The organism is Streptomyces sp. NPDC057623 (genome assembly GCF_042800355.1).
Taxonomy (GTDB): Bacteria; Actinomycetota; Actinomycetes; order Streptomycetales; family Streptomycetaceae; genus Streptomyces.
Genome location: NZ_JBHVGZ010000006.1, coordinates 186,997 through 200,662, shown reverse-complemented (window position 1 = coordinate 200,662; position 13,666 = coordinate 186,997). Strand labels below are relative to the sequence as shown.

The 13,666-nt window shown below is 71.3% G+C and carries 14 protein-coding genes; 6 read left to right on the top strand and 8 right to left on the bottom strand.

All coding sequences use genetic code 11. The annotated features are described in order from the left end of the window. Positions 1-69: 69 nt before the first annotated feature. Positions 70-978: a chitosanase gene (locus ACFU95_RS09485; RefSeq protein WP_383824145.1), complete on the bottom strand. Its 909-nt coding sequence runs from the start codon at positions 976-978 to the stop codon at positions 70-72. Then, complete coding sequence (locus ACFU95_RS09480; protein ID WP_383824142.1) at positions 975-1,922, bottom strand: rhomboid family intramembrane serine protease; 948 nt, start codon at positions 1,920-1,922, stop codon at positions 975-977. Before ACFU95_RS09480 ends, ACFU95_RS09485 begins: the two co-directional genes overlap by 4 nt. Before the next feature lie 146 nt (positions 1,923-2,068). Between ACFU95_RS09480 and ACFU95_RS09475 the strand changes: the two genes are divergently transcribed. Together ACFU95_RS09475 and ACFU95_RS09470 are read left to right on the top strand one after the other, a co-directional pair. Continuing rightward, positions 2,069-2,794, top strand: coding sequence for a vWA domain-containing protein (locus tag ACFU95_RS09475; protein ID WP_383824139.1), 726 nt, complete (start codon positions 2,069-2,071; stop codon positions 2,792-2,794). An 85-nt stretch (positions 2,795-2,879) separates the two neighbouring features. After that, the gene (locus ACFU95_RS09470) at positions 2,880-4,526 is read left to right on the top strand and encodes a cytochrome bc complex cytochrome b subunit (protein ID WP_383824137.1); all 1,647 of its coding nucleotides are present in this window, start codon (positions 2,880-2,882) and stop codon (positions 4,524-4,526) included. On the opposite strand, the gene ACFU95_RS09465 is transcribed toward ACFU95_RS09470, so the two are convergent. Further along, complete coding sequence (locus ACFU95_RS09465; RefSeq protein ID WP_383824134.1) at positions 4,504-5,484, bottom strand: acyl-CoA dehydrogenase family protein; 981 nt, start codon at positions 5,482-5,484, stop codon at positions 4,504-4,506. The genes ACFU95_RS09470 and ACFU95_RS09465 overlap by 23 nt on opposite strands. A gap of 148 nt (positions 5,485-5,632) precedes the next feature. After that, complete coding sequence (locus tag ACFU95_RS09460; protein WP_383824131.1) at positions 5,633-6,772, bottom strand: acyl-CoA dehydrogenase family protein; 1,140 nt, start codon at positions 6,770-6,772, stop codon at positions 5,633-5,635. Positions 6,773-6,834: 62 nt separating this feature from the next. On the opposite strand from ACFU95_RS09460, the gene ACFU95_RS09455 reads away from it, so the two are divergent. From ACFU95_RS09455 to ACFU95_RS09445, 3 genes are read left to right on the top strand one after another with little or no spacing between them, the layout of a single operon-like run. Then, positions 6,835-7,620, top strand: coding sequence for an SDR family oxidoreductase (locus tag ACFU95_RS09455; RefSeq protein ID WP_383824128.1), 786 nt, complete (start codon positions 6,835-6,837; stop codon positions 7,618-7,620). Between the two features lie 15 nt (positions 7,621-7,635). Then, on the top strand, positions 7,636-8,247 hold the full coding sequence (locus tag ACFU95_RS09450; RefSeq protein ID WP_383824125.1) for a TetR/AcrR family transcriptional regulator: 612 nt from the start codon (positions 7,636-7,638) through the stop codon (positions 8,245-8,247). A gap of 49 nt (positions 8,248-8,296) precedes the next feature. Then, the gene (locus ACFU95_RS09445; RefSeq protein WP_383824123.1) at positions 8,297-9,454 is read left to right on the top strand and encodes an acetyl-CoA C-acetyltransferase; all 1,158 of its coding nucleotides are present in this window, start codon (positions 8,297-8,299) and stop codon (positions 9,452-9,454) included. Between the two features lie 33 nt (positions 9,455-9,487). Here the strand turns inward: ACFU95_RS09445 and ACFU95_RS09440 are convergent, their stop codons facing one another. From ACFU95_RS09440 to ACFU95_RS09425, 4 genes are read right to left on the bottom strand one after another with little or no spacing between them, the layout of a single operon-like run. Next, complete coding sequence (locus ACFU95_RS09440; protein ID WP_383824121.1) at positions 9,488-10,534, bottom strand: NAD(P)H-dependent flavin oxidoreductase; 1,047 nt, start codon at positions 10,532-10,534, stop codon at positions 9,488-9,490. Then, a complete protein-coding gene (locus ACFU95_RS09435; protein ID WP_383824118.1) occupies positions 10,534-11,277 on the bottom strand; it encodes a CoA-transferase subunit beta in 744 nt (247 codons plus the stop codon). Before ACFU95_RS09435 ends, ACFU95_RS09440 begins: the two co-directional genes overlap by 1 nt. Continuing rightward, complete coding sequence (locus ACFU95_RS09430) at positions 11,274-12,110, bottom strand: CoA transferase subunit A (RefSeq protein WP_383824115.1); 837 nt, start codon at positions 12,108-12,110, stop codon at positions 11,274-11,276. Before ACFU95_RS09430 ends, ACFU95_RS09435 begins: the two co-directional genes overlap by 4 nt. Continuing rightward, on the bottom strand, positions 12,107-12,871 hold the full coding sequence (locus tag ACFU95_RS09425; protein ID WP_383824112.1) for an enoyl-CoA hydratase family protein: 765 nt from the start codon (positions 12,869-12,871) through the stop codon (positions 12,107-12,109). Before ACFU95_RS09425 ends, ACFU95_RS09430 begins: the two co-directional genes overlap by 4 nt. A 54-nt stretch (positions 12,872-12,925) precedes the next feature. Here ACFU95_RS09425 and ACFU95_RS09420 point away from each other — a divergent pair, with 54 nt between their 5' ends. Beyond that, the gene (locus tag ACFU95_RS09420; protein WP_383824110.1) at positions 12,926-13,666 is read left to right on the top strand and encodes an SDR family oxidoreductase; all 741 of its coding nucleotides are present in this window, start codon (positions 12,926-12,928) and stop codon (positions 13,664-13,666) included.

Here is a 13,666-nt window from a genome sequence, read left to right as displayed (position 1 = left end):
CCCGAACGATTCCGTGCCCCGGCACATAATCCCAGAAGTCGAGGAAGGGAACGGACGGTTACCGACGACTCAGGGGACCCGGTACGTCTCCCCGTACACCCGCCACTCCAAGGGCGTGCTCAGCCGAAGGTTCCCGTCGTCGAGGAACCGCCGCTGGGCGGTGTCGATCCGGCTGGTGTCGGCGTTCGGTCGCCTCTCCCGCATGGCAGCGCGGCGGATGTCGAGGAAGCCGTCCAGGTAGGCCCTCTCGGAGCCGCCCCGGGAGGGGGAGTCCGCCTTGCGCAGGGCGCGTTCGCGCAGGACGTAGAAGCCGTCCTCGTCGATGCCCGGGCCGTGGAAGACCATGGCGTCGTAGTAGACGAACTGGCCCAGCGTGCCGAGGCCGTCCAGCTTGGCGAGGCGGACCGCGGGGTCGAAGTAGGCGCGGTCGCGCTCGGTGTCCTGGGCCTCGCGGAAGGCCGCCACCTCGGCCTCCGCCTTCCAGGCGGCCGGGAAACCGGGATCCAGGCCCTCGTGGGAGTCGGTGCCGTCGACCGCGCGCAGGGCCGGCAGGTAGGTGGCGAGTCCGTTGTCCGGGTGCTCCTTGGTGTAGTTCTCGACCAGGGCGAGCAGGTCGTCGGTGCCGGTGCAGAAGCCGATCGTGCCGGCCGTGTAGCCCTGGCCGTCGTCGAGGTCCTCGATGTCGCCGTAGGTGCGGCGCCAGTCCAGGGTCGAGCTCTCCGCGGTGGACACGAGCCGCTGGGCCAGCTCCTTCTTCGCCGGGGCCGCCAGGCCCGGCGGCAACTGCGCGATCAGCTCGTCGTCCGCCGACCGCTCCTGCTCGGCCCGGCTCCTGGCATCCTGCCGGGACGCCTGCTGCGCGGTGGCGACGCTTGGATCGCCCGGGCTGTCGGCGGAGTCCGTGGGGACGAGGAAGTAGACGGCCGCGGTGACGGCCACGGGGACCGCCGCGAAGAGCAGGACGCCGATACGTCTCACGGGGCCACCCCTCCGCCGGTCAGTTCCGAGACCTTCGCGACCGCGACCACCGCCAACAGCGCGAGTACGCCCACGCAGACCGCCGCCTGGATGAGGACCCGGCGCGGGCCGCGCGGGGCATAGGCGTAGGCGAGCGTCACCGCGGCTCCCGTCAGCAGGCCGCCGAGGTGGCCCTGCCAGGAGGTGAGGCCGGCGGAGAGCAGCAGCCACAGGAGCAGAAACGCCATGAACCGGTTGACGCCCCGCATGTCAGCGCCGACGCGGCGGGCCAGGACGTAGTACGCGGCGCCGAGGCCGAAGATCGCCCCGGACGCGCCGACCGACTCCACGTTCACGTCGGTCAGCAGCAGCTCGAACACCGAACCGCCCAGCGTCGACAGCAGGTAGAGCGCGATGTAGCGGACCCGGCCCAGCATGGGCTCCACGATCCGGCCGAGCTGCCAGAGCGAGAGCATGTTCATCACGATGTGCAGCAGCCCGAAGGTGCCCTCGGTCGGCGGCAGATGGAGGAAACCGCTGGTCAGCAGCCGATCCCACTGACCGGCGACCACTCCCTCGGCATGGAAGCCCGACGGGTACCCGGGCTCGTAGACGTAGTAGCCGCCGTCCGGGCCGATCAGGCGGGCGCTGACCATCGCGAACCGGTCCAGGATCTCCGGGCGCACCACCTCGGCCAGGTAGGCCAGGACGTTGAGCCCGATGAGCACGGAGGTCACGAGCGGCGTCGCGGCGATCCGGCCTCCGACGACCGTCCGCGCCTGCCGCACCGACCGCGCGCCCTCCTTCACGCACTCCACGCACTGGTGGCCGACGGACGCCTCCCGCATGCAGTCCGGGCAGATGTACCGCTCGCAGCGGGTGCAGCGGACGTGGGACTCGACCTTGGGGTGGCGGTAGCAGGTGGTGACGGCGGACTCGGTGGACGGGGTGGACTCGGGCTCCACAGCCGGCTCCTCGATGGGGACGGGACGAACGGTGAGCCGGTGGGGGCGGCGGCGAACAAAATAGCGAACACCTGTGGACGGAGGGAGAGGCGGGGCGGGTGTGCCGTAGCCTCGGCAACCAGCCAGGCGCATCAGGGGGAGAGCATATGGCCGCGATCAGTCTCAGCAAGGTCGAGGAGGCCGCGCCCGCGCTGGTCAGCCTGTACAAGAGCGCCGGTGTGTCGCTCCGCAAGCACGGGCTGGACGGGGTGCGGGCGGCGGTCTATCTGGTGGTCGACTACTCCGGTTCGATGAAGCCGTACTACCAGGACGGCAGCGTGCAGGCGCTCGCCGACCGCGTGCTCGGGCTGTCGGCGCACTTCGACGACGACGGGACCGTGCCGGTGGTGTTCTTCTCCACCGACGTCGACGCCGAGACCGAGATCGCGCTGGCCGACCACCAGGGGCGGATCGAGCGGATCGTGGCCGGGCTGGGGCACATGGGCAAGACCAGCTACCACCTGGCGATGGACGCCGTCATCGACCACTACCTGGAGAGCGGGTCGAGGAATCCCGCCCTGGTCGTCTTCCAGACCGACGGCGGCCCCGTCAACAAGCTCGCCGCCGAACGGTACCTGTGCAAGGCTGCCCCGCTCCCGCTGTTCTGGCAGTTCATCGGCTTCGGGGACCCCGGCAGCAAGCAGTTCGACTTCCTGCGCAAGCTCGACGAACTGGCGGTGCCGGCCAAGCGGGTCGTCGACAACGCGGGGTTCTTCCACGCCGGCGCGGATCCGCGGACCGTGTCCGACACCGAGCTGTACGACCGCCTGGTCGGGGAGTTCCCGAAGTGGCTCGTGGCGGCGCGGGCGCAGGGGATCGTACGGCCGTCCTGAAGCGTGACCGGGGCTGTCCGCCCCGTTGGCGGGGCCCGTGCGGCCGTGTAACCCTGTGGTTGATCCGGCGGGGAGGCGACGACGTATGGACGGCGCACGATCGGGCGACGAAGGCGCTGCGGCGCGCGGGTCCGCCCCGCCCGGGAAGGGCGAGAAGATCGCCGACTGGGCCGACGGGCGGCTCGGGCTCTACGCGCTGGCCAAGGCCAACATGCGCAAGGTCTTTCCGGACCACTGGTCCTTCATGCTGGGCGAGGTCTGCCTCTACAGCTTCCTGGTCCTGATCCTCACCGGCGTCTATCTCACCCTGTTCTTCGAGCCGAGCACCGCCGAGGTCGTCTACAACGGCTCCTACGAGCCCCTCAACGGCGTCCTGATGACCAGGGCGTACGAGTCCACGATCGACATCAGCTTCGACGTGCGCGGCGGGCTGCTCATCCGGCAGATCCACCACTGGGCGGCACTGGTCTTCGTCACCGGCATGCTCGTGCACATGATGCGGGTGTTCTTCACCGGCGCCTTCCGCAAGCCCCGCGAGATCAACTGGGTGTTCGGCTGGACCCTGCTGATGCTCGGCATCATCACCGGCCTGACCGGCTACTCCCTCCCCGACGACCTGCTCTCCGGCACCGGCCTGCGGTTCGCCCACGGCGCGATCCTGTCCATCCCGATCGTGGGGACGTACGTGGCGTTCTTCCTCTTCGGCGGGGAGTTCCCCGGCGAGGACTTCATCGCACGCCTCTACCCGATGCACATCCTGCTGCTGCCCGGGATCATGCTCGGCCTGGTGGTCGCCCATCTGATCCTGGTCTTCTACCACAAGCACACGCAGTACCCGGGGCCCGGCCGTAACCAGAAGTCGGTCGTCGGGATGCCCTTCCTGCCGGTGTACATGGCCAAGGCGGGCGGCTTCTTCTTCCTGGTCTTCGGCGTGCTGACGATCATGGGCGGCATCGCCGGCATCAACCCGGTCTGGGCCTTCGGGCCCTACCGCCCGGACCTGGTCACCACGGGCGCCCAGCCCGACTGGTACCTGGGCTTCTCCGAGGGCCTGATCCGGGTGATGCCGGGATGGGAGATCAACTTCTGGGGCCACACCCTGGAACCGGGCGTCTTCATCCCCTTCTCCCTCTTCCCGCTGATCCTGCTCGCGCTCGGCGTGTATCCCTTCGTCGAGGCGTGGATCACCGGTGACAGACGCGAGCACCACATCCTCGACCGGCCGCGCAACATGCCCGTGCGCACCGGCCTCGGCGCGGCCTGGCTGAGCCTGTACACGGTGCTGCTGATCGGCGGCGGCAACGACATCGTGGCCACGCATCTGCATCTGTCCATCAACGTGATCACCTGGTTCGTGCGGATCTCGGTCTTCGTCGTGCCGGTCCTCACCTACTACGTGACCAGGCGGATCTGTCTCGGGCTGCAGCGCCGGGACCGGGACAAGGTGCTGCACGGCAGGGAGACGGGCACCATCAAACGGCTGCCGCACGGCGCGTACGTCGAGGTCCACGAGCCGCTCGCGCAGGCGCAGCTGTTCACCCTCACCCAGCACGAGCAGGACCCGCCGTACGAGATCGGCCCGCTCGTCGACGCGAACGGCGTCCGGCGCCGGGTCTCCGCCACGCAGCGGGTGCGGGCCCGGCTGGCGCGGGCGATGTTCGGGCCGCAGACCCGGATCGCCAAGCCGACGGCGGAGGAGTACCGCGAGGTCACCAGCGGCGATCACCACTGAGGGCGTGGGCACGGAGCACGTCGGCTCTGCATACGTCCGGGGTGCCCCAGGCGGTGCGCAGAGCGCGGGCCTTGGTCAGCCAGAGCGACAGGTCGTACTCCGCCGTGTAGCCGATCGCCCCGTGCAGTTGGAGGGCGGCACGGGCGGCGGCGTACGCGGCCTCGCAGGCGGTGACCTTGGCGGCGGCTACGTCGGCGGGGGCCATCGTGAGCGCGGCGCCGAAGAGAAGCGGCCGGGCGAACTCCAGGCCGATCCTCACGTCGGCCAGACGGTGCTTGACGGCCTGGAACGAGCCTATGGAGACGCCGAACTGGGTGCGCTGCCGGACGTGGGCGACCGTCCGGTCGAGCAGGGCGTGACCGACGCCGAGGGCCTGGGCGGCGGTGGCGACGCGGGCGTAGGCGAGGGCGGGGGCGGTGACCGGGGCGGGGCCGAGGAGTTCGCCGCCTGGTTCGAGGGAGGTCAGGCGGCGGGCCGGGTCCAGGGAGGGGCGTACGGGGCCGTGGCCAGGGGAGAGGCGCAGACCTCGGGAGGTGAGGGCCAGACGGGTGGTGGCCACGTCGCCGTCCAGGGCGTACGGATCGCTCCACGCCAGCGTCGTCATCGCCTCGCCCCTCGCCAGCGCCGGTAGGAGCCGCTTGGCCGGGCCGGGATCCGGGAGATCGGTGAGCAGGATCGCCGCCGCGACCGTCTCCACCAGTGGCCCTGGCACGGCATGGCGCCCCAACTCGACGAAGGCGACGGCGAGTTCGAGGGGCCGGGGTCCCAGCCCCTCGAACCTCTCCGGAACCGCCAGCGCGAACACCCCGGCCTCGGCGATACGAGACCACAGCGCCCGGCCCCTCGCATGCTCGCCCCGGCTCCACTCCCGTACGGCCGAGCAGGTGTCCGCGGCCCCCAGCATGGAGCTCAGCGAGTCGGCGAACGCCCGCTGCTCGACATCGAGGAGGAAGCGCATCAGCGATGTCCCTTCGGCAGCCGGGGTGACCCTTCCGGCATCGACGCGGGGCTCCCGGCGTTCGACGGGTTCCCTGTGGCGTGGGTGGGGTGTCCGGGCGTCGGCGGGGTGCCCGGCGCGTTCCTCTCGGTGGCGGAGCCCCCTCTCATCAGCGGCGTCCCTTCGGCAGGCCGAGTAGCCGTTCGGCGATGATGTCGCGCTGGATCTCGTTCGTCCCGGCGTAGATGGGGCCCGCGAGGGAGAAGACGTACCGCTCGGACCAGTCGGTGTCGGCCAGTTCGCCCTCGGCGCCCAGCAGATCGAGGGCCGTCTCGTGCAGCGCGATGTCGTACTCCGACCAGAAGACCTTGTTCAGGCTGGACTCCGGGCCGATCGACTCGCCGTCGAGAAAGCGGGAGGCCGCGGCCAAGGTGAAGAGCTGATACGCCCGGGCCCCGATCAGGGCGTCCGCCACGCGGTTCCTCGCGCTCTCCGGGCTGCCCTGGGCCTGCCACAGCCGGTGCAGCCGGTCGGCGCCCGCGAGGAAACGGCCGGGGGAGCGGAGCATGAGGCCACGTTCGTTGCCCGCGGTGGACATCGCGATCCGCCAGCCCTGCCCCGGCTCGCCGATCACGTCCTCGTCCGGTACGAAGACATCGTCCAGGAACAACTCGGCGAAGGCGGGCTTGCCGTCGAGGCGAGCGACGGGACGGACCGTGACACCGGGGGCGCGCAGGTCGAACATCAGGTACGTCAGGCCCTGGTGGGGCTTCGGGGCGTCCGGGTCGGTGCGGAACAGGCCGAACGCGCGGTCGGCGAAGGCGGCCCGCGACGACCAGGTCTTCTGGCCGGACAGCAGCCAGCCGCCGTCCGCGCGAACGGCCCTCGACCGCAGGGAGGCCAGGTCTGAGCCCGCCTCCGGCTCCGACCACGCCTGCGCCCAGATCACCTCGCCGGTGGCCATGGACGGCAGCACCCGCGTGCGTTGCTCTGCCGTGCCGTGGTCGAAGAGGGTCGGGGCGAGCAGGCTGACGCCGTTCTGGTTGACGCGGCCCGGTGCGTCCGCCGCGTAGTACTCCTCCTCGAACAGCAGCCACTGCGCCAGCGTGGCGTCCCGGCCGCCGTACTCCGCCGGCCAGGTCACCACCGACCAGCGGTCGGCGGCGAGTTCGGCCTCCCACGCGCGGTGGGCCGCGAAGCCCTCCCCGGTCTCCAGCGAAGGGAGCGGATCGGGCGGCACATGCGCGCGCAACCAGGCGCGGGCCTCGGCGCGGAACGCCTCGTCGGCCGGGGAGTGCGTGAGGTCCACCGCCACCGTCCTTCCCTTCCCCGTTCTTCCCTAACAAGTGTTTGGTAGGTTAGCGTGCTGCCATGACAAACGTCGAGGCGCCGGCGTACGTTCCCGGTCACGGACTCCTCCGCGGGCGCACCGCCGTCATCACCGCGGCGGCCGGCGCCGGCATCGGCGGCGCGACCGCCCGCCGCTTCCTCGAAGAGGGCGCGCGCGTGCTGATCAGCGACGCGCACGCGCGGCGGCTGAAGGAGTACGAGGCGGAGCTGGCCCGGGAGTTCGAGGGCGCGGTGATGTCAGTGGTCTGTGACGTCACCGACGAGACGCAGGTGCACGCCCTGTTCGACGTCGCCGTGCGGGAGCACGGCCGACTCGACGTCGTCGTCAACAACGCGGGCCTCGGCGGGACCTCACCCCTCGTCGGCATGACCGACGAACAGTGGTCGAAGGTCCTCGACGTGACCTTGAACGGCACCTTCCGGTGCACCCGGGCCGCCCTGCGCCGGATGCGCGACACCGGCGGCGGGGTGATCGTCAACAACGCCTCCGTGGTCGGCTGGCGCGCCCAGGCCGGACAGGCGCACTACGCCGCCGCCAAGGCGGGCGTGATGGCGCTGACCAGGTGCGCGGCGATCGAGGCGGCCGAGTACGGGGTGCGGGTCAACGCCGTCTCCCCGAGCCTCGCCATGCATCCCCACCTCGCGAAGGTGACGACCCCCGGACTGCTGGAGGAACTGACCGCGCGGGAGGCCTTCGGGAGGTACGCCCAGCCCTGGGAGGTGGCCAACGTGATCGTCTTCCTGGCCTCGGACTACTCCTCGTACATGACGGGAGAGATCGTCTCCGTCAGCAGCCAGCATGCCTAGGACGACAATGGACCCGTGCCGACCAAGAAGAAGCCCCAGGTGACCGCCGCGGCCGCCAGGCGCCGCGAACTCCTCGACACCGCCGCCGAGGTCTTCGCCGAGCAGGGCTACAACGCCACCACCGTACGCAAGATCGCCGACCACGCGGGCATGCTCGCGGGCAGCCTCTACTACCACTTCGACTCCAAGGAGTCGATGCTGGAAGAGATCCTGCGCTCCTTTCTCGACGAGCTGTGGGGCGGCTACGACGCCGTCCTGGAGGCCGAGCTGGGCCCGCGGGAGACGCTGGAGGCGCTGGTCACCGAGTCGTTCCGGGAGATCGACCGGCACCGTGCCGCCGTCGCGATCTACCAGAAGGAGAACAGGCAGCTCGTGGCGCAGGAGCGGTTCGCGTTCCTCGCCGAGTCGCAGCGCAGGTTCGAGAAGGCGTGGCTGTCCACGCTGGAGCGCGGGGTGGCGGCCGGGGTGTTCCGGTCCGACCTCGACGTCCGGCTCACCTACCGGTTCGTGCGGGACACGGTGTGGGTCGCCGCGTCCTGGTACCGGCCCGGCGGACAGCACAGCCCGGAGGAGATCGCCCGGCAGTACCTGTCGATGGTGCTGGACGGGATCGCCGTACGTGAATAGCCGTCAGCAGCCGTTGCTGTGCCCTGATCTGTGAGGGAGTTGCGTCGCCATGGCCGAGGCCTATGTCGTCGAAGCGGTCCGTACGCCCGTCGGGCGGCGCGGAGGAGGGCTCAGCGCGGTCCATCCGGCCGACCTGGGCGCTCATGTGCTCAAGGAACTCGTCTCGCGCGCGGGCATGGACCCGGCCGCCGTCGAGGACGTCGTCTTCGGCTGCCTGGACGCCGTCGGGCCGCAGGCCGGGGACATCGCGCGGACCTGCTGGCTGGCGGCGGGGCTGCCCGAGGAGGTGCCGGGCGTGACCGTGGACCGGCAGTGCGGTTCCTCGCAGCAGGCCGTGCACTTCGCGGCGCAGGGCGTGCTGTCCGGCACCCAGGACCTCGTGGTCGCGGGCGGCGTGCAGAACATGTCCATGATCCCCATCGCCTTCGCCACCCGGCAGGCCGCCGAACCGCTCGGCCTCACGGCGGGCCCCTTCGCGGGCAGCGAGGGCTGGCGGGCGCGGTACGGGAAGAAGCCGGTGAACCAGTTCGCCGGCGCCGAGATGATCGCCGCGAAGTGGGGGATCAGCCGGCAGGACCAGGAGGAGTTCGCGCTGCGCTCGCACCGGCGGGCGTTGCGGGCGATCGACGAGGGGCGCTTCGAGCGGGAGGTGGTGGCGTACGGCCGGGTCGGCGTCGACGAGGGACCGCGCCGGGACACCTCGCTGGAGAAGATGGCCGGGCTGAAGCCGGTCATCGACGGCGGCACGGTCACGGCCGCCTGCTCCTCCCAGGTCTCCGACGGCGCGGCGGCGATGCTGCTGGCCTCGGAGCGGGCACTGCGCGAACACGGGCTCACGCCGCGGGCCCGGGTGCACCATCTCTCGGTGCGCGGCGAGGACCCCATCCGCATGCTCACCGCACCCATACCGGCCACCGCCCACGCCCTGAAGAAGACCGGCCTGTCGATCGACGACATCGACCTCGTAGAGATCAACGAGGCCTTCGCCCCGGTCGTCCTGGCCTGGCTGAAGGAGACCGGCGCGGATCCCGACAAGGTCAACGTCAACGGCGGTGCGATCGCCCTGGGGCATCCGCTGGGGGCGACGGGGGTCAAACTGATGACGACCCTGCTGCATGAACTGGAGCGGACCGGGGGCCGGTTCGGGCTCCAGACGATGTGCGAGGGCGGCGGACAGGCCAACGTGACGATCATCGAGAGGTTGTGACGGCCGCCGCGCCGACCGGCCCTTCGCCTGCTGCTAGAAGCCCGTCAGCCGCTCCCGTGCCTCCTCCGCGTCCTTCATGATCCGCTCCACCAGCTCCCCGCACGACGGCAGGTCGTCGATCACCCCGGCGACCTGCCCGGACGCCATCACCCCCAGATCCGTACGGCCGTCCACCATCGCCGACCTGAGCAGCATCGGGGTGTTCGCGGCGAGCAGGACCTGGCTCCAGGTGAGGTCCTTGCCGTGTCTCATGGCCAGGCCGTCGTGGATCAGTCGCCGCCAGGTCAGCCCCGACAGCTTCCGGAAGCGGGCCGCCCGACGGACCGCGTGGACCAGGGACCTCGTCCGGCCGGAGTGCTCCAGCGCCGCCACCAGGTCCGTGCGGAGCATGCGGTGCGGCAGGCCGTCGACCGCCCGGGTCACCGTCACGTCCCTGACCGTCGCCGCCAGATACCGCGCCTTGACCGCGTCCGGCACCGTCGAGTCCGAGGTGAGCAGGAACCGCGTGCCCATCGCGACCCCCGCCGCCCCGTAGGCCAGGGCCGCGACCAGCCCCCGGCCGTCGAAGAAGCCGCCCGCCGCCACGACCGGTATGTCCACGGCGTCCACCACCTGCGGCAGCAGCACCGTCGTCGCCACCTCGCCGGTGTGCCCGCCGCCCTCGCCGCCCTGCACGATCACCGCGTCCGCGCCCCAGGCAGCGACCTTCTCGGCGTGCCGCCGGGCGCCGACCGAGGGGATGACGATCACGCCCGCCTCCTTGAGCTCGGTGATCAGCCCGGGGGAGGGCGCGAGGGCGAAGGACGCGACCCGCACACCCTCGTCGATCAGGACGCGGACCCGGTCGCCGGCGTCCGAGGCGTCCGCGCGCAGATTCACGCCGAACGGCGCGTCCGTACGCGACCTGACCTCGCGAACCGCCGCACGCAGCCGGTCGACGGTCATCGTCGCCGAGGCCAGGATGCCCAGCGCACCCGCGTTCGCCGTCGCCGAGACCAGCCGCGGTCCCGCCACCCAGCCCATCCCGGTCTGCACGATCGGGTGGCGGACCCCGACCAGCCGGGTCAGCGGCGTCTCCATCACGCACCGACCTCCCGGGCGCGCAGGTTCGCCGGGTCGATGACCTCGCGGATGAGGAGCAGCTCGTCGGCGGTGGGTTCGCGGGTCGGCGGCACGTCGTCCGGGACGAGAAGGTCGAACGCGGTCGCCTCCCTGACCTGCTCCGGCGTGACGCCCGGATGGAGCGAGGCGGCACGCATCGCGTGGTCGGGCGTGGCGAAGTCGAAGACGCCGAGGTCGGAGACGACACGGGGGATGCGGTGGTACCGGGCGTCGCCCGCGTGGTCGTAGCCCACCCCGCACACCATGTCGACCTTCTCGACGAACACCCGCCGGGAATGCCTCGGGACCCAGTAGCTGGTCGGATTGTTGAGCGTGTTGACGGGCGCGCCCCGCACCCCCAGCAACTGCCGCTTCGGCCGTTCCCAGTCGCCGATGCACGAGATGTTCTGGTTGCCGAAGCGATCGATCTGGCTCGCGCCCATCATGACGTGCCGCCGGCCGCCGGTGACGAGGGCCAGGTGCTGCCGGTACGGCAGCCAGCCCTCGGCCGTCCCGTCCGGGCGGACGACCATCGCCTCACCGTCGGTCAGCAGCAGGTCCGGCGAGAAGGTGAGCCGCGCCAGCCGGGCCCCCACCGACGGGATCAGGCCCATTGGGCTCGCAAGGATCTCACCGGCTCCGCGCCATGCCTCGGCGCAGGCGATCACGCAGTACTCGGCGCGGGTGGGCGGGAGATGGGGTGTGCCGGTGACCTCCGTCATGACCCCTCCCCGACCGCCGACTGGTACGCCTGCTCGTCCCCGCCGAGGAACCGCGCCGCGAACTGAGGCCAGGGCGTCGTCGCATACGTCTTCTGGAAGGCCTCGTCCCGGCCGTAGTCGGGGGCGCAGGACGTGAAATGCGCGCCGTTCGGGGCCTCGACGACCCCTGTCACCGTGTGCCGCTTGATCAGCAGCGACTGCGGTGCCGCGTCCTTCGTCAACTCGGCGGTGTCGACGACCCGTTCGCACGACACGTACGCCGCGTCCGCCGCCTCGCAGAACAGGTCGTCGAAGTAGGGGTCGGGGCCCAGATACCGCCCGTTGCCCAGCCGGTCGGCACGGTTGACGTGGACCAGGGCCGCGTCGAGCCGCAGGGCGGGCATGGCCACGAACGTCTCCCCGTCGTCGTACGGCGAAGTCACCGTCCGCAGGCCGGGGTTGACCCGCATCACGTCCGATCCGATCCCGGCCCGCACCGGCAGGAACGGCAGCCGGTGCGCGGCGGCGTGCAGTCCCCACATGAACATCGCCTCGTCGACCTCCATCAGCTCGAAGGCGCCGCGTTCGCGGGCCGCGCGATAGTGCGGTTCGAGGGGGATGGAGTCCAGCGTGGCGAAGGCGGCGACAAGCTTGCGGATCCGCCCGGCCGCGGCCAGCATCCCGACGTCCGGGCCGCCGTACGAGACGACGGTGAGGTCGGTGAGGTCGGACCGGAGCAGGGCCCTGACCAGGGCCATCGGTTTGCGGCGCGAGCCCCAGCCGCCGATGCCGAGGGTCATGCCGCTGTGCAGCCGGGAGACGACCTCGTCGGCGGTCATCGTCTTGTCACTCACCCTGCGGCCCCCTTCTCGCCGAAACTGTCACGGACCCGCTCGGCCACCCCGCTGAGACCGGCCTCGAAGGTGAAGCCCTGTTCGAAGCGGTAGCTGCGGCGCACGTCGACGGGGTCGATGCCGTTGATGGCCGCCTTGGCCAGGCGCAGCAACTGCCCGTCCTTGGCGGCGATCTCATGGGCCAGCTCCAGTGCCGCGGCCCGTAACCGCTCGCCCGGCACCACCCGCCACACCGAGCCGTGCGCGTGCAGCTCGGCCGCGGTCGCCGTGCGCGAGGTGTAGTACAGGGCGCGCATCAGGTGCTGGGGGACCAGCCGGGCCAGGTGCGTGGCCGCGCCCAGCGCTCCCCGGTCCAGCTCCGGCAGCCCGAAGGTGGCGTCCTCGCTCGCCACGATCGCGTCCGCGTTCCCCACCAGGCCGATACCGCCGCCCAGACAGAACCCGTGCACGGCCGCCACCACGGGCACCTCGCAGTCGTACACCGCGGCGAAGGCGTCGGCGCAGGCCTGGTTGACGCCGATCAGCGCACTGTGCCCGTCCCGCTGGATCTCCTTGATGTCCACGCCCGCGTTGAACCCGCGCCCCTCGGCCATGAGGACGACGCACCGGACCTCCGGATCCCGGCCGGCTGCCCGCACGGCGTCCGCCAGTGCGAACCAGCCGTGCACCGGCAGGGCGTTGACCGGGGGGAAGTCGACCGTGACGACGGCGATCCCATCCTTCTCGGGTCCCTTTTCCGGGGACGAGGTGGAGACACCCATGGCCGCATCAGCTACCTTTCCACCAAACGTTTGTTAGGTGAAGGGTAGCCGGGGATGAGGCTGGACGGGAAGGTCGTGGTCGTCACGGGCGGCACGCGCGGGGTCGGCGCAGGGACGGCGAGAGCCTTCGCCGAGGCCGGTGCGGACGTCGTCGTCTGTGCCCGCAGACAGCCCGAAGTGCCCTTGCCAGAGGCCGAGTTCAGACCGCTCGACCTCCGTGACCCGGACGCCGTACGTGCCTTCTTCACCGCCCTGCCCCGCCTGGACGTCCTCGTCAACAACGCGGGTGGCACACCGCACCGGCGATTGACGGACGCGGAGGCCGAGCGGCACGCGCGCGTGATCGAGCTGAACCTCGTGGCCCCGCTGACGGCGTCCCTGGCCGCGTACGAACACCTGAAGCGCGCGCGGGGGTCGGTGGTGATGATCGGCAGTGTCAGCGGCGGCCGCCCGTCGCCCGGGTCGGCCGCGTACGGGGCGGCGAAGGCCGGACTGGAGAGCCTGGCCCGCTCGATGGCGGTGGAGTGGGCGCCGGACGTCCGGGTCAACACGCTGGTCGTCGGCATGGTCCGCACCGAGCTCGCCCACCTCCACTACGGAGGTGCGGACGGCATCGCGCACGTCTCCCGCACCGTCCCGCTCGGCCGCCTCGCGGAACCGGCCGACGTCGGCGCGGCCGCCGTCTTCCTCGCCTCCGACGCCGCCGCCTACATCAGCGGGGCGAGCCTGCTCGTGCACGGCGGGGGTGAGCGGCCCGCGTTCCTGGACGCCGCAACGGTCAACAAGGAGGCATGA